Origin of the sequence: Rhizobium sp. TH2, assembly GCF_024707525.1 — a bacterium.
Taxonomy (GTDB): Bacteria; Pseudomonadota; Alphaproteobacteria; order Rhizobiales; family Rhizobiaceae; genus Rhizobium_E.
The window spans coordinates 485,125-502,634 of sequence record NZ_CP062231.1; the positions used below are offsets into that span (position 1 = coordinate 485,125).

The 17,510-nt window shown below is 60.6% G+C and carries 21 protein-coding genes; 11 read left to right on the forward strand and 10 right to left on the reverse strand.

All coding sequences use genetic code 11. From position 1 onward, the window contains the following. The first annotated feature begins 80 nt into the window (after positions 1–80). Positions 81–311, forward strand: a complete 231-nt coding sequence (locus IHQ71_RS02470) for a hypothetical protein (RefSeq protein WP_258160311.1) — start codon at positions 81–83, stop codon at positions 309–311. Here IHQ71_RS02470 and IHQ71_RS02475 read toward each other — a convergent pair. Continuing rightward, positions 308–652, reverse strand: a complete 345-nt coding sequence (locus IHQ71_RS02475) for a DUF4112 domain-containing protein (RefSeq protein WP_258163011.1) — start codon at positions 650–652, stop codon at positions 308–310. The two genes, IHQ71_RS02470 and IHQ71_RS02475, sit on opposite strands and share 4 nt — an antisense overlap. 68 nt (positions 653–720) lie before the next feature. Then, positions 721–1,215 carry a DUF3597 domain-containing protein gene (locus IHQ71_RS02480; protein WP_258160312.1) on the reverse strand — a complete coding sequence of 165 codons (495 nt, stop codon included), beginning with the start codon at positions 1,213–1,215 and terminating at the stop codon, positions 721–723. Positions 1,216–1,456: 241 nt separating this feature from the next. On the opposite strand from IHQ71_RS02480, the gene IHQ71_RS02485 reads away from it, so the two are divergent. Beyond that, complete coding sequence (locus IHQ71_RS02485; RefSeq protein ID WP_258160313.1) at positions 1,457–2,944, forward strand: sensor histidine kinase; 1,488 nt, start codon at positions 1,457–1,459, stop codon at positions 2,942–2,944. Positions 2,945–3,034: 90 nt separating this feature from the next. On the opposite strand, the gene IHQ71_RS02490 is transcribed toward IHQ71_RS02485, so the two are convergent. After that, a complete protein-coding gene (locus IHQ71_RS02490) occupies positions 3,035–5,131 on the reverse strand; it encodes a catalase (protein ID WP_258160314.1) in 2,097 nt (698 codons plus the stop codon). 163 nt (positions 5,132–5,294) lie between these two features. On the opposite strand from IHQ71_RS02490, the gene IHQ71_RS02495 reads away from it, so the two are divergent. The 5 genes from IHQ71_RS02495 (at position 5,295) to rpsA (ending at position 9,781) form a co-directional block, all read left to right on the forward strand. After that, positions 5,295–5,552: a hypothetical protein gene (locus IHQ71_RS02495; protein ID WP_258160315.1), complete on the forward strand. Its 258-nt coding sequence runs from the start codon at positions 5,295–5,297 to the stop codon at positions 5,550–5,552. 148 nt (positions 5,553–5,700) lie between these two features. Further along, positions 5,701–6,186 (forward strand): hypothetical protein, encoded by a 486-nt coding sequence (locus IHQ71_RS02500; protein ID WP_258160316.1) that lies wholly within the window; start codon positions 5,701–5,703, stop codon positions 6,184–6,186. A gap of 732 nt (positions 6,187–6,918) precedes the next feature. Continuing rightward, on the forward strand, positions 6,919–7,182 hold the full coding sequence (locus tag IHQ71_RS02505; protein ID WP_258160317.1) for a hypothetical protein: 264 nt from the start codon (positions 6,919–6,921) through the stop codon (positions 7,180–7,182). A gap of 153 nt (positions 7,183–7,335) precedes the next feature. Then, positions 7,336–7,962, forward strand: a complete 627-nt coding sequence (gene cmk, locus IHQ71_RS02510; protein WP_258160318.1) for a (d)CMP kinase — start codon at positions 7,336–7,338, stop codon at positions 7,960–7,962. Between the two features lie 115 nt (positions 7,963–8,077). Continuing rightward, positions 8,078–9,781: a 30S ribosomal protein S1 gene (gene rpsA / locus IHQ71_RS02515; RefSeq protein WP_258160319.1), complete on the forward strand. Its 1,704-nt coding sequence runs from the start codon at positions 8,078–8,080 to the stop codon at positions 9,779–9,781. A 114-nt stretch (positions 9,782–9,895) separates the two neighbouring features. On the opposite strand, the gene IHQ71_RS02520 is transcribed toward rpsA, so the two are convergent. Then, complete coding sequence (locus IHQ71_RS02520) at positions 9,896–11,467, reverse strand: hypothetical protein (RefSeq protein WP_258160320.1); 1,572 nt, start codon at positions 11,465–11,467, stop codon at positions 9,896–9,898. A gap of 195 nt (positions 11,468–11,662) precedes the next feature. Between IHQ71_RS02520 and IHQ71_RS02525 the strand changes: the two genes are divergently transcribed. Continuing rightward, complete coding sequence (locus IHQ71_RS02525) at positions 11,663–11,995, forward strand: DUF6665 family protein (protein ID WP_258160321.1); 333 nt, start codon at positions 11,663–11,665, stop codon at positions 11,993–11,995. Here IHQ71_RS02525 and IHQ71_RS02530 read toward each other — a convergent pair. The 3 genes from IHQ71_RS02530 to IHQ71_RS02540 form a co-directional block, all read right to left on the reverse strand. Continuing rightward, positions 11,990–12,529, reverse strand: coding sequence for a DUF1697 domain-containing protein (locus IHQ71_RS02530; protein WP_258160322.1), 540 nt, complete (start codon positions 12,527–12,529; stop codon positions 11,990–11,992). The two genes, IHQ71_RS02525 and IHQ71_RS02530, sit on opposite strands and share 6 nt — an antisense overlap. Positions 12,530–12,543: 14 nt before the next feature. Beyond that, positions 12,544–13,575: a hypothetical protein gene (locus IHQ71_RS02535; RefSeq protein ID WP_258160323.1), complete on the reverse strand. Its 1,032-nt coding sequence runs from the start codon at positions 13,573–13,575 to the stop codon at positions 12,544–12,546. Positions 13,576–13,674: 99 nt separating this feature from the next. Then, positions 13,675–14,301 (reverse strand): ribonuclease D, encoded by a 627-nt coding sequence (locus IHQ71_RS02540; RefSeq protein WP_258160324.1) that lies wholly within the window; start codon positions 14,299–14,301, stop codon positions 13,675–13,677. Between the two features lie 174 nt (positions 14,302–14,475). On the opposite strand from IHQ71_RS02540, the gene IHQ71_RS02545 reads away from it, so the two are divergent. The 3 genes from IHQ71_RS02545 to IHQ71_RS02555 all read left to right on the forward strand — a co-directional run bounded on the left by IHQ71_RS02545 (position 14,476) and on the right by IHQ71_RS02555 (position 15,463). Beyond that, positions 14,476–14,742, forward strand: a complete 267-nt coding sequence (locus IHQ71_RS02545) for a hypothetical protein (protein WP_258160325.1) — start codon at positions 14,476–14,478, stop codon at positions 14,740–14,742. 80 nt (positions 14,743–14,822) lie between these two features. Next, complete coding sequence (locus IHQ71_RS02550; protein ID WP_258160326.1) at positions 14,823–15,158, forward strand: type II toxin-antitoxin system RelE/ParE family toxin; 336 nt, start codon at positions 14,823–14,825, stop codon at positions 15,156–15,158. Then, positions 15,158–15,463, forward strand: a complete 306-nt coding sequence (locus IHQ71_RS02555) for an addiction module antidote protein (protein WP_258160327.1) — start codon at positions 15,158–15,160, stop codon at positions 15,461–15,463. The genes IHQ71_RS02550 and IHQ71_RS02555 overlap by 1 nt, the downstream gene beginning before the upstream one ends. Before the next feature lie 11 nt (positions 15,464–15,474). On the opposite strand, the gene IHQ71_RS02560 is transcribed toward IHQ71_RS02555, so the two are convergent. The 3 genes from IHQ71_RS02560 to IHQ71_RS02570 are packed head-to-tail and all read right to left on the reverse strand — an operon-like array spanning position 15,475 to position 17,351. Next, complete coding sequence (locus IHQ71_RS02560; RefSeq protein ID WP_258160328.1) at positions 15,475–15,711, reverse strand: Lrp/AsnC ligand binding domain-containing protein; 237 nt, start codon at positions 15,709–15,711, stop codon at positions 15,475–15,477. Then, positions 15,708–16,580 (reverse strand): prephenate dehydratase, encoded by an 873-nt coding sequence (locus IHQ71_RS02565; protein WP_258160329.1) that lies wholly within the window; start codon positions 16,578–16,580, stop codon positions 15,708–15,710. The genes IHQ71_RS02560 and IHQ71_RS02565 overlap by 4 nt, the downstream gene beginning before the upstream one ends. 21 nt (positions 16,581–16,601) lie before the next feature. Continuing rightward, positions 16,602–17,351, reverse strand: a complete 750-nt coding sequence (locus tag IHQ71_RS02570; protein WP_258160330.1) for a 3-deoxy-manno-octulosonate cytidylyltransferase — start codon at positions 17,349–17,351, stop codon at positions 16,602–16,604. Positions 17,352–17,510 lie beyond the last annotated feature (159 nt).

Consider the following 17,510-nt stretch of genomic DNA (forward strand, 5'->3'; position numbering starts at 1 on the left):
TGACGCAAAATTCCCCAGCCCACCGGAACCATCCTCGCCTTCCGGCATTACAACCCAGTTGTAGATCGCCAGGGGGAATCATGATGTTTCTCGACGACCAGGACATGACGGCTGTGAACAGCGGCATCGCCACCAGCGAGCGCGGCATCGCGACCCAGGAGAAGATCGTCGCCGAACTCAGGCGCCTGGGCGAACCGACGCATCTGGCGGAGAAATTCCTCACCCGTCTGCGCGACACGCTGGAAATGCGCCGGCATTATCGCGACAAGCTAGCTTCCAGCAGGGTCGAGACAGTGCCGCCGGGCCTCTAACGCCGCTCTGCCAGATCTGCCTCGAAATGATCGAGGATAAGCTGGACATTCCGCCGGTGCGACTTGAAATACATATCGAACACATCGCCCAGCAGCGGCACGAAGCCGACCAGCGTGTCGAGCCCGATATTGGCGATCATCCGGCCCATCTTGTCCGCCGGCACACCGAGCCTGCGGGCTTCGTTGACGATAGCCAACCCCACCAGCGCGCCGGCGAAATCGCCCACTCCCGGAACAAGACCCAACAGCGAATCCGCACCGAAGCGGATATTCGTGCCCGGTATCGCGATCGCCGTATCCAGCACCATGGCAACGTTCTGCAAGCGCCGCAGGCGCCGCATCCGCTCGGCATCGGAAAGCGGCGATCCGCCAAGATCGCCGCCATAGGCCTTGTCTGACGGATATGCCATCAATCGAGCAGATCCGCCGGCACCTTGCCGCCATTCTCGGACAGCCTCTGCAGCAGGGTCTTGTGAAGATACATGTTCATCTTCGCGGAATCGCCCATGTCGCCCTCGTAGTTGAGCTCCTTGGCCAGTTCCTTGCGCTCCTGCAGGCTCGCATCCATGCCCAACGCCTTCATCAGATCGACGATCGAATGCCGCCAGTCGAGCTTTTCTCCGCGGTCTCGCATGGCCCGGTCGAGTTGCTCGGCAACGTCCACCTCGGTCGGGCGCGTCGCAGGGTTCTGCGCCATCTCGATCGGCGCCGGCTTGCTGACCGGCTGCACGCCGGCGGCGGCGACATCAGCCATCACGGGGTTGTCGGCCTGCGTCGCCACGTCGGGTGCGATGCCCGTCGTGGAGGCCGTTGTCCCGAGATAGGAATCCTCGGGTGTACCGGTGGAAACGGGCGTTTCCTCCTCGCCCCAGATCGCGCTCTTGATCTTGTCGAAAATACCCATGGAAATCCCTCCTGTTGATGGTCAGGGGAGAACGCGCTGGCGGGCGCTGCGTTCCATATGAGCAAACACTAAAATAATAAGCCGGCTAAGCACCTTCCTTCACTTACTTTTCCCGACAAAAGCAGCCGCGTCGCTATTGCGCTTTACCTGATCGCTGATATGCGTAAAACAAACTATCCGATGGTCGGGCATGCACGGGTGGGAAATGCCGGAGCGGTCCTTTTCTGCCGAGCGAGCCGCAGTGATTTTCATCATTGCGCTATTCGCTATTCTGGCGAGTATTCTCGCCTGGTCGCTCTATCAGTCCTACCAGGCTGCCATTTTACGCATCAATGAACGCGTGATGACATCGTCGCAGATCGTGGCGACCAATGCCGGCTGGATCGATGCTCTTGCCTGGCAGGCGCTGCGCCGTATCGACGACCGCCTGGGCCCTGAGGTCAGGACCGGCACCACCACCGGGGTCGAGGATATCAAGGATGCCGTTTATGGCCTGCCCGGTCAGGTCCAGGCCTATGTCGTCAATCCCGATGGCCTGACGCTTTACTCGACCGATCCGCAACTCAAGCAGATCGACATCAGGGATCGGGAATATTTCTCGGCGCTCGCCAGGGGTGCGTCCGAATATATCTCGCCGATGCTGGTGAGCCGCCTCAACGGCGAACAGATCTTCGTCTTCAGCCGCCGGCTGCAACGCGGCAATAAGTTCGCCGGTGCCGTGATGGTGTCGTTTTCCGCCGATATGCTCAGTACCATCTGGCAACTGGTCGATCTCGGTCCCGGCTCGACCGTCGGCATCATCCGCGCCGATGGCAAGCTCGTGGCGCGCTATCCCAAGCCGCCCGGTCCGATCGATCTCGGCAACTATATCCTCTTCACAGACTATCTGAAGAAGAACGACCACGGTGTCTACGAAGCCGTCAGTCCCGCCGATGGCACGCGGCGGATCGTCGGCTACCGGCGCGTTCCCGGCACCAATCTCGTCGTCCAGGCTTCGGCCGGCTATGAGGAGAACATGCGCGAATTCTGGCGCAATCTCTATTTCACCGTCTCGTTTGCCGCCGCCACCGCGATCGGCCTTGCCGTCGGTGCAGCGTGGATCGCCTCGCTGCTCAAGCGCGACGCGGTGCGCAATCGCGAACTCGAGCGTGCGGCACAACAGAACCAAATGCTGATGCGCGAAATCCACCATAGGGTGAAGAACAACCTCCAGATCATACAGTCGCTGATCCGGCTGCAGCCTCTGCCGGATGCGGTGAAAAACGGCTTGTTCGACCGGCTCTCGGCGATGTCCTCGGTTCACGAGCATATCTATCGCTACGACCGTTTCTCCGAAATATCCGCCGACACGCTCATTCCTGGTGTCATCGATCCGCTCGTCCGCGCCTACAGGCCGGATGTGAAGGTGGACTACGATCTCGACAACTGCCCTGTCAGCAATGACCAGGCCACGTCGCTTGCGCTGCTGGTCGGGGAAGTGACGACGAATGCACTGAAATATGCGTTCGCCGATGGTGTGGCCGGCAAGCTGGAGGTGCGGCTGAAGACGCTCGACACGGGTCGCGCCAGGCTGGAAATCCAGGATAATGGCCCGGGATTTACGCCCAATGCCGCCACATCCGGCATGGGCACCAGGCTGATCACGGCCAGCGTCCAGCAATTGAGCGGCCAGTACCGCTACGAGATCGACAACGGCACGAGATTCCAGGCCGAGCTGCGCCTGGTCTGATTGCACCCCGTCGGTCGGTGACGGCTCCCACAGGAGGAGCCGCCCTTGAGCGTGGCATGGAAAGCCAATGCCCGAGAGTCATCTCGCTCCTTACGCCAGCATGCGGACTTTGGGTTCGCGGTCGAAGTAGCGTTTCGCGGCGGCGTCGGTGAACTTCGCATCCACACCCACGATGCCCGCATCCGGCTCCACGCCCGCCTTATCGATCAGCGGCTTGGCGTCGGGGTTGAAGCCGATGGCCTTGAGATGGCCGAACGCGTCCATCACCCACTGGATCGCCGCGCCCTCCTTCAACAGCAGTTTCACGGCCTCGGCGGAAAGCAGCACAGCCACGGCGTCGAAGAGCTGCGACGGCGAACCGGCAAGCTGGCCATCGGCCTTCTGCATCGTGCCGTCGGAAAGCTTGGCACCGCCGATCTTCGGCGCAACGATAAACGGCGTGCCGCCCGCCTTGATGATCGCGCCGGTCAACGTCTTGAGCGCGGCCGCGTCGCTGCCATCGGCAATCAGGATGCCGACCTTGCGGCCTTCGAGCGCGGGCTCCAGGTTCTTCTGGATGCTGAGCGCCGGTGATGGTTCCATGTCGATCGGTTCGCGCGCCGCCGCGTTCTTCTTGGGCAGCGGAATTCCAAGCCCATCGGCCACCCGCTTCGCCAAGCCCTCATCGACATTCCTGAGATTACCGATCATCCGCGCCGGAACCTGTTCGAGCTTCACTTTCGAGAGCTCGAAGGTGAAGCTCGAGGCAATATGCGCCTGCTCGTTCGCGGTCTGCGATTTCCAGAACAGTCGCGCCTGGCTGTAGTGATCAGCGAACAGTTCGGCACGAACCCTCAGCTTGTCGCCTTGCTCCTGGTTGCCGGCCTGGTTCTCGAATGTATGGAAGCCGGTGACGGGACATTCGCGAGGACCGCCTTCTTCGCCATGCGCGGCGAGACTGTTGGGCTCATAGTTCGCCCGGCCCTTCGGCACCGCCATCTGCATCTGGCCGTCGCGCTGGAAGTTCATGACCGGGCATTTTGGCGCGTTGATCGGCAACTGGTGGAAGTTCGCCGTCCCGAGCCGGCTCTTCTGCGTATCGAGATAGGAAAACAGCCGGCCCTGCAGCAGCGGATCGTTGCTGAAATCCACGCCGGGCACGATGTTGGCGGGACAGTAGGCGACCTGTTCGGTTTCGGCGAAGAAATTGTCCGGATTGCGGTCGAGCACCATCCGCCCGACGAGCTTCACCGGAATGACCTCCTCGGGAATGAGCTTGGTCGGGTCCAGCACGTCATAGGGCTGTGCATCGGCGAATTCCTGGTCGAAGAGCTGGAAGCCGAGTTCCCATTCGGGGAATACGCCCTTTTCGATCGACTCCCAGAGGTCGCGGCGGAGGAAATCGTTGTCGGCTGCCTGCAGCTTCAGCGCCTCGTCCCACACGGTGGATTGCAGCCCGAGCTTCGGCTTCCAGTGGAATTTCACGAAGGTTGATTTGCCCTCGGCATTGACCAGCCGGAACGTATGCACGCCGAAGCCTTCGATGGTCCGGAACGAGCGCGGAATGGTGCGGTCCGACATCGCCCATGTCAGCATATGCGTGGATTCGGGCATCAGCGACGCCCAGTCCCAGAACGTATCATGGGCGCTGCCGGCCTGCGGGAAGGCACGATCGGCCTCCATCTTCACGGCATGAACGAGGTCGGGAAACTTCATCGCATCCTGGATGAAGAAGACCGGAATGTTGTTGCCGACAAGATCCCAGTTGCCCTCCTGGGTGTAGAACTTCACGGCAAAACCGCGCACGTCGCGCGGCGTATCGACCGAGCCCGCGCCGCCGGCGACGGTGGAAAACCGCACGAACACCGGCGTCTTCTCGCCAGGCCGCTGGAAGAGGTCCGCCTTGGTCAGGTCGGCGAGTGATTCATAGACTTCGAAATAGCCATGCGCCGCCGAACCGCGCGCATGCACGATGCGTTCGGGAATGCGCTCGTGGTCGAAATGAAAGATCTTCTCACGCAGCACGAAATCCTCGAGCAGCGTCGGCCCGCGCTCGCCCGATCGCAGGCTGTTCTGGTTGTCGGAGACCCGGATGCCCTGATTGGTCGTCAGGTGGCCTTCGCCGGAATGCGGGCCTTTTTCAGGAATCTGTTGATGCGTCTCCCCGCCATTGCCCCGCGTGGTGTCGAACGTCGTGTCTTGTGCCATGAGCTAGGCTCCCTGCCGTGATGAGAATGAATGCGCTCAGCAACGGGGTTGCCGGGCTATTGTTCCGGGGGCGGCATCCGGCAAATTTCTGCATCCAGCGCGGGAACCAAAGTCGTCCTCCCTCCGTTCAATCCGGAATGACGACAGCATGATGGAGGCCGCCATGGACGATCCAGATTCCGGAGCGGAAGCCGCCCGCCGGGCCTTGGCCGTGGAAAATACGCTGCATCAGCTGATCAATCGGCTGGCCGAACTCGGCCTCATCAGTGTCGATGATGCGATGTGGATGCTCGACCACTTGTCGAAAACCAGCGACTTATCCGCCGCCCGCGTCTCGCCTTCCATGACCCATCTCAAGCGGCTCAAGGCGCTGCGAGGCGGCGACGCCAGCATGGCACCCGGCGCCGATCGCCTCGGCTGACACCCGTCATCTCGACGCGATTGACTCTGGCCCAGACCCACGATGCTGGCCGATGCGATCACCCTGTTCTCTCGACAATTCTCTTGCCCTCGCAAAGATTCAGGAGCACGCTTGATTTCGGTTTTCCGACCCCATTCTGGTGTGCGCCATGCCCTCGGGTGCCCAATCTTCCTCCTTGGTTTTGATCCTGGTGACCCTTTCGTCGATGGCCCAGGCCCATGTGGATAAGACGACTGGGCAGGATTATCGCGATTTCACACGCAATGACGGTCTGGGTTCTTGCTGCAACTGGCACGATTGCCGCCCGGCTCACGCACCCGTCACCGAGCCCGATGGCGAGAAGATTATAGATTTCGCCAACAACAAATACCGCTTCGATCCCTCCAAGCTGGTGAAACGCCCCTCCGACGACGGCAACTGGCATGTCTGCGGCGATGCGCTGAAATTGAAATGCATTATCGCGCCGGTGGAGTCGCGAAGAGATGGGGATGGGTTTGAGAGTTTGGTGGGTGGTATTTTGGTGGCGGAAGAAGAATCGGTGATTGCCATGAAGATCACCCCTCACCAACTTCGGCCAAGCGATCGGCTCCGCCTCTCGCGGCCTGCGTATCCTCTCCCACAAGGGGAGAGGTAAACCCGCAGCGGCACTTTGCGACAAATATCCGGTGCGATGAGACAGGTGAGAGTGCCACGCCTCTACCTCTCCCCTTGTGGGAGAGGATACGCAGGCCGGGTGAACGCAGTGAACCCATGGCCGAAGTTGGTGAGGGGTATTTTCAACGGAAAACGCACTTTCTTCCCAATAAAATCAATCTCTTATCAAAAATATAAGAAAAAATTCCTCGCCCCTTATCCCCGCCCTCAAAACCTGTGAGAGAATCACTCCCGTTCTGCCCTCGGCTACCCCGCATGGCGATGCGGGCGAGGCGGAACCGGTGCCTGTTGCGGGAAGACGACGTAAAGTCCCGCATCAGGCGTCCGCGAGAAGGGGTCTCCCCCGGGTACCGCCTGCAAAGGCCAAGTACGCGTGGCGTGCGTTGTACCGCACACAAGCCCGTCCCTCCGGAAATTTCAGGTCCGGGATCAGGATGGGTGCAGACGGCCGAGTTCGCGGATGAAAATACACCGAACGGGGCACGGAGACGTGTCTTACCGGCTGCCGCAAGGCAGCCATATAACTCGGCACGGAGACGTGCCCCGGCCGATCCTTCATGCGAGACGCAAGGGGATCGGAGACGTGCATGGTCAAACCACGGAGCGGAACGGCTCGCGTGAATGCGGCATCACGTCCTGTCATTGCCAGCCCACATCGCCGTGCTATGCTCCCATCGGGACAAGCAATCTGCATCACATAATGGAGAACTCCATGCGCCTGTCCGCCGTCCTGTCCATCCTGTTTTCGCTATCCGCCACCTTTCTCGCACCAGTCGAGGCGCTTGCCCAGGATGTCGAGCACTACACCGTCTACTGCGCCGATGATCGCATCGAGATTTCCTTCTGGGATCTCGCGCAGATGAAGGTGCGGCGTGGCTCCGACGTCTGCCAGTTCCAGAGCTATACCAGCTCGTCCAGCGCCTCGGATTTCGCGCGCAAGAATTTCGGCGGCGAGGGGCAGCTCTGCTCGTGCTGAACCATGGTGGACGGGTTACACCCACGGGATTGTGAGCGGAAAACCGTCGCCTGGCTGTCACAATCCCTTTTCATTCACGCCAGTCTTCCCTATGAAAACTCTCGTGAACGCCACCCGACCCCGATTCCCCGGAATCCTGCTTCGAAGGCCGAGATGACGACGATTGCCATAGATGGGCCTGCCGCAGCGGGCAAGGGCACGCTCTCCCGCCTGATCGCCGACGCTTATGGTTTCCATCATCTCGACACGGGCCTGACCTATCGCGCCGTCGCCAAGGCGCTGCTCGATGCCGGCATGCCGCTCGATAACGAGGCGATTGCCGCAAAGGTGGCGGGCGAGATCGATCTCTCCGGCCTCGATCGTTCGGTGCTCGCCGCCCACGCCATCGGCGAAGCGGCTTCCAAGATCGCCGTCATGCCGGATGTCCGCCGTGCGCTGGTCGAGGCGCAGCGCGCCTTCTCGCGCAAGACCCCCGGCACGGTGCTCGACGGCCGCGATATCGGCACCGTCGTTTGCCCGGATGCCGAGGTGAAGCTCTATGTCACGGCGTCCCCGGAAGTCCGCGCCGGCCGCCGCCACCAGGAAATCATCTCCAATGGCGGCAAGGCCGATTTGGCCACCGTGCTCGCCGATATCGCCCGCCGCGATGCCCGCGACATGGGCCGCGCCGACAGCCCTCTCAGGCCTGCGGAAGATGCGCACTTGATTGATACGTCGACAATGGGTATAGAGGCCGCGTTCCAGACCGCGCGCGCCATCATCGACGCCGCCCTGAAATAGGCATCTCAGCAGTCCCCGCGCCGGAAAAGGCCTGTCAGGGCCGGATTGCTTCGAGCCTGTGATCAACCCTAACCCCCGGCGCTTGCGGGCCAGCCGCCCGCTATTTGGAGACCCAATGTCCGCAGCTACCACCCTGAAGGAGGACTTCGCGTCCCTCCTCGAAGAATCCTTTTCCAAGGTTGATCTGGCCGAAGGCTATGTCACCAAGGGCATCATCACGGCGATCGAAAAAGACATGGCGATCGTCGACGTCGGCCTCAAGGTCGAGGGCCGCATCGCGCTGAAGGAATTCGGTGCGCGCGCCAAGGACGGCACGCTGAATGTCGGCGATGAAGTCGAAGTCTATGTCGAGCGCATCGAAAATGCGATGGGCGAAGCCGTTCTGTCGCGCGAGAAGGCTCGCCGCGAAGAGAGCTGGATCAAGCTCGAAGTCAAGTTCAACGCCGGCGAGCGCGTCGAAGGCATCATCTTCAACCAGGTCAAGGGTGGTTTCACCGTCGATCTCGATGGCGCCATCGCCTTCCTGCCGCGTTCGCAGGTCGACATCCGTCCGATCCGCGACGTGTCGCCGCTGATGCATGTTCCGCAGCCGTTCGAAATCCTCAAGATGGACAAGCGCCGCGGCAACATCGTCGTCTCGCGCCGTACCGTGCTTGAAGAATCCCGCGCCGAACAGCGCTCCGAGATCGTCCAGAACCTCGAAGAGGGCCAGGTGGTCGAAGGCGTCGTCAAGAACATCACCGATTACGGTGCGTTCGTCGACCTCGGCGGCATCGACGGCCTGCTCCATGTCACCGACATGGCATGGCGTCGCGTCAACCATCCCTCGGAAATCCTGTCCATTGGCCAGCAGGTCAAGGTTCAGATCATCCGCATCAACCAGGAAACCCATCGTATCTCGCTCGGCATGAAGCAGCTCGAGTCCGATCCCTGGGGCGATATCGGCGCGAAGTACCCGACCGGCAAGAAGATCACCGGCACGGTTACCAACATCACCGATTACGGCGCATTCGTCGAGCTGGAGCCGGGCATCGAAGGCCTGATCCACATCTCGGAAATGTCCTGGACCAAGAAGAACGTCCATCCCGGCAAGATCCTCTCGACGACCCAGGAAGTCGATGTGGTCGTGCTCGAGGTCGATCCGTCCAAGCGCCGCATTTCCCTCGGCCTCAAGCAGACGCTTGAAAATCCGTGGGAAGCTTTCGCCAACTCGCATCCGGCTGGCTCGGTAGTTGAAGGCGAAGTCAAGAACAAGACCGAATTCGGCCTGTTCATCGGCCTCGACGGCGATGTCGACGGCATGGTTCACCTCTCCGACCTCGACTGGAACCGTCCGGGCGAACAGGTCATCGAGGAGTTCAACAAGGGCGATATCGTGCGCGCCCAGGTTCTCGACGTCGACGTCGAGAAGGAGCGCATCTCGCTCGGCATCAAGCAGCTCGGCAAGGATGCCGTGGGCGATGCGGCGACCTCGGGCGACCTGCGCAAGAACGCAGTCGTCTCGTGCGAAGTCACCAGCATCACCGATGGCGGTATCGAAGTGAAACTCGTCAACCACGAGGACCTCACCTCCTTCATCCGTCGTGCGGACCTGTCGCGCGACCGTGACGAACAGAAGCCGGAGCGTTTCCAGGTTGGCCAGATTGTTGACGCCCGCGTCACCAATTTCTCCAAGAAGGACCGCAAGGTACAGCTGTCGATCAAGGCGCTCGAAATCGCCGAAGAGAAGGAAGCCGTCGCACAGTTCGGTTCGTCCGACTCCGGCGCTTCGCTCGGCGACATCCTCGGCGCGGCTCTCAAGAACCGCGGCAGCGAATAAGCCTTTTGGGCTTAATGCCCGGAATAACGAAACCCGCCGGAGCGATCCGGCGGGTTTTTTGCTGGACTGCGCGGCCCCTATTCAACGCGCTGTCCGGCGACTACTCGCAATTGCTCAGAACCCGCCCATGCGCTGGTAGAGCGCGAAGGCCCGGTCGGCCCCGGATGAATCCCGCGTGATGACGATCGCCGGCTCTTCCTCGGGCTGCGGATCCTTCATCGCATCATATTCGTCGCGCGGACGGCGCTTCTCGCCGTCGGACTGATCCTCGTCCGACATGCTGTCCTGCTCGTCGCGATCGTGGGTATCTTCCTCCTCGACCTTCGGAGCGAACGCATCCTTGGCCGGTTGAAGCACGGCATAGGCGAACGGCACGCCCTCATGCGTGACAGCGGGCCTGGCGGTGGCAGGATTGCTTTCGGCCGGGGTGCTCGCGTTCTGCTGGGCGGCTGCGGCAGACTTCCGATGTGCGGCTTCGACCTCAGCGGCATCATCGTCCACCGTGTCCGATACCGGATTGCCGTGGCTGGCCGTGACCGATCTCTCCGAGATATGCTCGGCGTCGGACAACGGGATTTCACCGGGGAATTCGGTGGATCCGTCCGCATCCACGACGGCCTTCAGGTCGGCCGGATTGGGCATCGTGCCGGGCTCGGCTGCATGCGCCGCATCGGGCAGGGCGGTGAACAGTTCGGCGGCGCGGCCCGGCAGCGATGTGATCACCTCGGCAAAACCCTTGAGTGTCAGCAGGGTCTGCACGCGATGATCGGCCGCCTCGGCCTTCTCCGCGAGCTTTGCTTCGGCCTTGATCTCCTTCGCATCGAGCCGCTCCTCGACGATCGCCTTGGCGATGTCGTGAAGCTTCTCAGCCGTCGGCGTGTCGATCTTCAGGTTGGCGGCATGGATCATCGTGCCGTCGGCCCGCGCCATCGTCGAAGCCGTCGTCGCCAGCCTGGTCTCGGAACCGGCGACCGGGGCAGGATTTGCGGCGACCTTTCGTTCGGAGGCGCCGGGCTCAAACAGCGTCTTTAGCTGGGTTTGCAGGCCCTTCGCGTCGCCGGGAATGTGGTCCGAGGCGCGCGCCTTGTTCTCAGGAGAGAAAAGGCCGAGACCGGCGGCATTGCTGCGGGCGGCGGCCCGCATGGCAAGCGTCTCCTCGGTATGGCCGTTTGCGGTGCCCTGCTGGAGATAAGTGCTGGTCGCGGCATTGGCCGACGTCTTGCCGGGCGTCGCGAGCGGTGCCTCCACCATGGCCGTCAGCCGTGCAGCTTCGGCGCCATCGGGATTGCGGAGCGCGGCGGCGAGTTCCCAGAGCGTGATCTTCATGCCCTTGAGGCCCGAACGGATTTCCGTCTGCAGCCGCTCGGACTGTGGCATGCCTTCGATGGCGGCGATGATGCGGATGAAGAGGGCGGTCAGGTTCTCGTCATCGTTGCGCGTCAGTTGCAGAAGGTTGGCGAGATTGAGCGTGACATCCTGCAGCACGGTGCGGCTGGCGACCGTTGCGGCCATCGCGTTGACTGATGTGAGAACCGAATTGGAGGGCAGTTCGGGGCCAATGGTTGCGACTTCTGGCGCCGGCACGTTCGCCGCAGGCAGAATGGAATTCTTGCCCGCGCTCGCATCGGCGCCTGTGCCATGCGCCTTGAGGCTTGCGCCATTGGGTGTGGGGATGGTGACGTTCATCGGCGACGTCAGCATGGGAAGACCTATCGGGATCGAAAACGGGGAGCAAGTATGGACACAAGGTCGCTCATGCGGCCCTTGGCTTCCGCCCGCGAAGGTTTGCGGATCGACGCTTGAATTTGCATTGCGCCGGGGACAGCCTATATTTGCAATTGATCCTAGAGAACAATGGTTAATGTAAGGCTAACTGTTCAGATGTCTCTTCGCCCACCGGTTTCCTATCTTGAAAACGCAACCGGAAAATCCCCGATCAACGTGCTCGAATATGAGCTTATGGCCGAGCGCGCAGACAGTCTCGGCCGCGCCGGGCAACGCGCCGAAGCAGCGTTGCTGAAACTCAAGGAGGCTTCCGACGCGGATCGGGAGGATCTTCTCGATCAAGCGGCGCGGGAAGTCTATGCACTCTTCATCCAGCGCGAGATCTGCGGATTGAGGAACAGCCGGGAGGTGATTGCCCGCTACGGGATTCCCGGCGCGGTGATCGTGCGGCTCGGCGTCACCAGAAAGAAGCCGGAAACGGAATCATAGACCTGCTGCGAGTTCGCCAAGCGCCTTGACGGTATTCCAATTGCGGGCCGTCATCGGCACTTTCAGCGTGCGCTCGATGAGATTGCCAAGCACGGATTTGCCAAAGCCATCCGGCGTGTGGAGATAGAGCGCGTCGCCGACAATCGTCCATTCTTCCGATCCGGCATCCTTTGTCCGCAATATTGCAATGCGATCCTTGCCGGGTTGGTCGTCGAGGATGAAGGCATGCACGGTCTTCGGTTTCTCCTCGGCTTGCGGGTAAGGATTGTCGGTAATGACGCGATCCCATTCGCGAACGCTGCGCACCATGATCTTCACGTCCATTGCCTTATGCGCCTTGATGGCGGAAGCGATCCGTTCGGCGAGTTCCACATTGGAGGCCTTCGCCGCCCTGAAGACCATGTTGCCACTCTGCAGATAGGTCTTCACATCCTCGAAGCCGAGCCCTGCTACGGCCTCTTTGAGATCGGTCATCTTCAGCACCTTGCCGCCGACATTGATGCCGCGCAGCAGGGCGATATATGTCTGGTTCATTCCCGTACGCTCCGTCAGGCGGCCTTCTTCTGCCTCAACAGATCGTAGATGCCGATCTCGTCGACATAAAGCGTCAGGATCGGCTTGTCCGGCTGGTCACCGGGTTCGATTTCCGGCTCGGTCGTCGGTTCGAGGCCGGCGTCGATCTGGATCGATTTTGCATCGGTTTCGGGGTCGCTGGTTTCCTTGTCGACTGCCTCGGCATCCGCCTCGCCCTGGGCGTCCGCCGCCTTGCCGGCATCGGCGGCGCCAACCAGGACCTGGATCAGGTCGAGGCTGTCGTTGACGGCGGAGCCAGGCTCGGCCTCTCCCTTTGCCTCCGCTTTCACGGCGTCGTCGTGATTGTCCTTGACCGCCTTCTGGAGTTCCTTGACATCGTCGAGCTTCTCCATCGCCTGCTTGTCGCTGATCTCCTCGGCGCGCTCCTGCCGGACTTCGTCATCCTCGACGCGGGTCGGGTCGTTGAGACTGGGTTCGAGTTTCAGCTCCTCGATGGATTTGGGATTGGCGATGCTTTCGAGCCGTTGCAGCACCTTGGATTGCGCAACTGCCGAGTCCTTGCCGCCGCCGGCCTGCTTTTCGAGTGCGGCTTCCAGCCGCTCATTGTCGTCGGCGTAAGGGTTCTTGATGGCGCCGATCATCACGTCGATCGAGATATCGAGATCGTCGAGCCCGACTTCCTTCTCAAGCGCCCGCTTCTGCGCGTAATCCATGGTGGAGAGGAGGGATTCGAGCTTCTTGCCATAACTGAAGCCGGATTCCTCGTCCTCCTTCTTCAGTCCCAGCGCCATGCCGAGCTTGTCGATGAGCTGCATCTTGAGCTCATTGGTGCTGACGTGACCGGCATCGAAGAGATAGCTGTCGATCTTTTCCTTGGCGCGCGCCTGCGCCGTATCCATCGACATCCGGGCCTTGAGCACCGGATCTTCCTTCTTGCCCTTGATCTTTTCTTCTTCCTCGATGCGGCGTTTCTCGGCGCTGTCGATCGCCGATTGCATCAAGTTGGTTGCGGCCAAACCCGCGGACTGTTGTGTCGGTAGCAGCATGCCAGGATACCCGATCGCACGTCTCGTGAGGTGACAGGGTAGCCCGACGTCGTTAACCGGACGTTACCTCCGGGGCGTGGCCCGATCGAAGGGCCGCCCTCAGCTATGCGCGAAGATGTCCGTCTCTTCCCAGCCAAGCAGGTCTAGCTTGGCGCGGGTGGGCAGGAACTCGAAGCAGGCGGTCGCCAAATCCCAGCGGCCGTCGCGGATCAGGCGCTCGGTGAGCTTTTCACGCAGCGCGTGGAGATAGAGCACATCGGAGGCGGCATATTCGAGCTGCGCCGGCGTCAGCGTCTCGGCGGCCCAGTCCGAGGATTGCTGGACCTTCGAAATATCGACGTCCAACATTTCCTTGAGATTGTCCTTCAATCCGTGCCGGTCGGTATAGGTGCGGATCAGGCGCGAAGCAATTTTAGTGCAGAAGACCGGTGTCGTGGTGACGCCGAATGTGTGGAACAGCACGGCGATATCGAAGCGGCCGAAATGGAAGATCTTCTGGCGCGTATTATCTTCCATCATGGCGACGAGGTTGGGCGCCTCGGTCTGGCCCTTGGCGATCTGGATCACGTCGGCGGTGCCGTCGCCGGGCGAAAGCTGCACGAGGCAAAGCCGGTCGCGGCGTGGAATCAGGCCGAGCGTCTCGCTGTCGATGGCGATCGCGCCGGTGTAGCGCGCCGCGGCCTCCGCGGAAATATCGCCCTTGTGCAGCCTGATCGAATCACTCATCGCCCTGTCCCCGGATTTTTGTCTGGGGCCGCTATAATCGATATCGGGTGAAATAAAAACAACCGGCCGGCTGTAACACGCTGTTGTCTTTACCTTCGCCCGGTCCATTCCTATGTTGATCGTTTGCGAGGTGTTTCGATGATGCGTCATTATCCAGGATTGATATGCGTAGGCATGTTGCTGCTGGCGGCATCATCGGTGCTGGCCGATCCCTACCAGGACCTGCCCGGTGTCAAGGATCCCGCGACCCAGAAGGACAGGGATATCGAGCTCGACTGCACCACGCAGCTCGCGCGTCAGAAGCCCAGTTCTCCCACATTCAGGCGCAACGGTCTCGCCTATCGCACCTATTCCTGCAACTACGGCAGGGCAACTGTCGGCTCCAGCCGCCAGCCCGATATGATCGAATACCGGAAGTTCAAGGAACACTACCAAGACTGATTGAGGTCGCACTCAAGCGCCAAAGCCAAATCGTTCATGAAAGCTTGCATTTGTGTTTCTTCTGCGAGACACTGTATGCCATGGGGCAGTATGATGTTGCAGTCTATGAAACCGAAAATGGCGATGCGCCATTTCAGGATTGGCTGGACGGCATCAAGAACGCCCAAGCCAAGACACAGATAGTCGCACGTATTCGAAGGGCGGCCTTGGGAAATTTCGGCGATTGGAAGTCCCTCGCTGGAGCCGCTGGTCTTCATGAAATGCGGATTCACTCCGGCCAAGGCTTTCGCATTTTCTATGCCGTTGTCGGTCAAACCATCATTCTATTGTTGGCTGGATCGACCAAGAAAGAGCAGGATAGGACAATAGCGAAAGCCAAAGCGTATCTCGAAGATTACCATAGGAGGGTTAGATAATGCCCGGCGCAAGCAGGCCTTTTGATTTTAACAAATATGACGAGTTGCTGCGCGACCCGGAGAATGCAGCGGTTTATCTGGCCGAATTCCTCGAAAGCGGTGACATGGAGCTTTTTCAGGAGGGACTTCGTCATGTCGCAAAGGCGCAGGCCGGCGGCGTGGCGGCCGTTGCGGCGCAAGCCGATGTCGGGCGGTCAAATCTTTATAAAGCCTTGTCGAAGAAGGGTAATCCGCAAATGGCAACGGTGAACAAGATGTTGGGCGCACTGGGTCTGAAGTTGACTGTTACGCCCGCACATCAATAATCCTAGAACGCCTAGAACGCCTTGAACGTCATCGTCGTCAGCGATCGCACGATACCGTCGATATTGAGCACCTTGTTGTTGATGAAATGGCCGACATCGGTGTCGTCGGGCATGTAGATCTTGCCGAGCAGGTCGAATTCGCCGCTGGTTGAATAGAGTTCCGATACGATCTCCCGCTCATAGAGCTTGTCGGCGACGTCATAGGCAGTGCCTGGCCGGCACTGCAGCTGCACGAAAACACAGATCATTGTCCTTGCTCCTTCAGAAGCTTGCCGCGCATCGGGTGGGCCCTGTAGGTGCCGAGAATGCGCAGCTGGGTCGAAAAGAACCGGAGTTCGTCCATCGCATGCTTGACGTTCTCATCATCAGGATGTCCTTCGATATCGGCATAGAACTGGGTCGCAACGAACTTGCCGCCGATCTGGTAGCTTTCGAGCTTGGTCATGTTGATGCCATTGGTGGCGAACCCGCCCATCGCCTTGTAAAGCGCGGCTGGAATATTGCGGACATTGAAGAAGAAGGTCATAACGATCTTCTCGTCCTCCGATGTCCGCTTCGGCACGATCTCGTCACGCGACAGCACGACGAAGCGGGTCACGTTGTTCTCCGCATCCTCGACATTCTCCTCGATGATCTCGAGGCCGTAAAGGTCGGCCGCAAGGCGCGGCGCGAGTGCTGCCATCGTACGATCTTTCGTCTCGGCAACGAGCTTGGCGGCACCTGCCGTGTCCCCAGCGACGATGGGCTTCCAGCCGTTGCGACGGACGATCTTGCGGCACTGGCCGAGCGCGTGGATATGGCTGTGCACGGTCAGGATTTCGTCATGCTTGACGCCGGGCAACACCATCAACTGGAAGCGGATCGGCATGAAATATTCGCCGATGATGTGCAGCCGCGATTCCGGCAGCAGCAGGTGAATGTCGGCGACGCGGCCGGCCAGCGTGTTTTCGATCGGGATCATCGCGAGATCCGCGTCGCCGTTCTCAAGCGCGGCGAAGGCATCCTCGAAGGTCGGGCAGGGCAGGGGCGAGAGGTCGGGGAACACGTCCCGGCACGCCATATCGGAATTGGCGCCATATTCGCCCTGGAAAGCGATGCGGTTGGTCTTGGTAATCATGAAGAGATTCTGCCCTGATTCTTACTTATTGCCGAGGATCGCCCGGGCCCGTTCGAGGTCGGCGGGAGTATCGACACCGAGCGGGACCGAGTCAACGATTTCCGCATCGATACGCATGCCCGCTTCGAGCGCCCGGAGCTGCTCCAGCGATTCCCGCTTTTCCAGCGTCGATGGCGCGAGCGTGACGAAGCGTTCGAGTGCCGCGCGCCGATAGGCATAGAGCCCGATGTGATGATAAAGCGGGCCATTGCCGTAAGGTGCCGTGGCGCGGGTGAAATAGAGCGCCCGCATACGCGATGCCGAGAGCGCCGAGCCGACGATCTTCACCACATTCGGATTGGTCTTTTCGTCCTCGTGGGTGATCTCGACCGTCAGCGTGGCGATATCGGTGGCTTCATCGCCGAGCGGCCTAAGGCTGGCGCGAATCGTTTCTGGCTCGATCGTCGGCAGGTCGCCCTGCACGTTGACGATGAACTCCGCCCGCCTTTCCGGATCGGCATGCCCGAGCGCCTCGAAGATCCGGTCCGATCCGGACTGGTGGGTGACCTTGGTCATCACGGCGTCGAAACCATGTGCCCGGACGGCATCGAGAATGTCCTGGTGATCGACCGCGACCGTCACCCGGCCGATTCCGGCTTCGAATGCGCGTTTGGCGACCTGGACGATCATCGGAAGGCCGGCGATATCGGCGAGCGGCTTGCCCGGCAGCCGGGTCGAGGCCATCCGCGCGGGGATCAGGACAATGGTGTTGTCGAAAGTGGGAATCGTCATCGATGGGCCTTCAAATCTTTCAGAAAAAGTGTCAATTAGTCTCACCACGGGGCGCGGTTTGACGGTTGCACTTTCAGCCCAAAAGACATAGGTTCCGCGCGATTTCAAGATGCGCCGTCGATACGGCGGCAAGGGGAGCTTTGCAAGATGAGTGGTTAC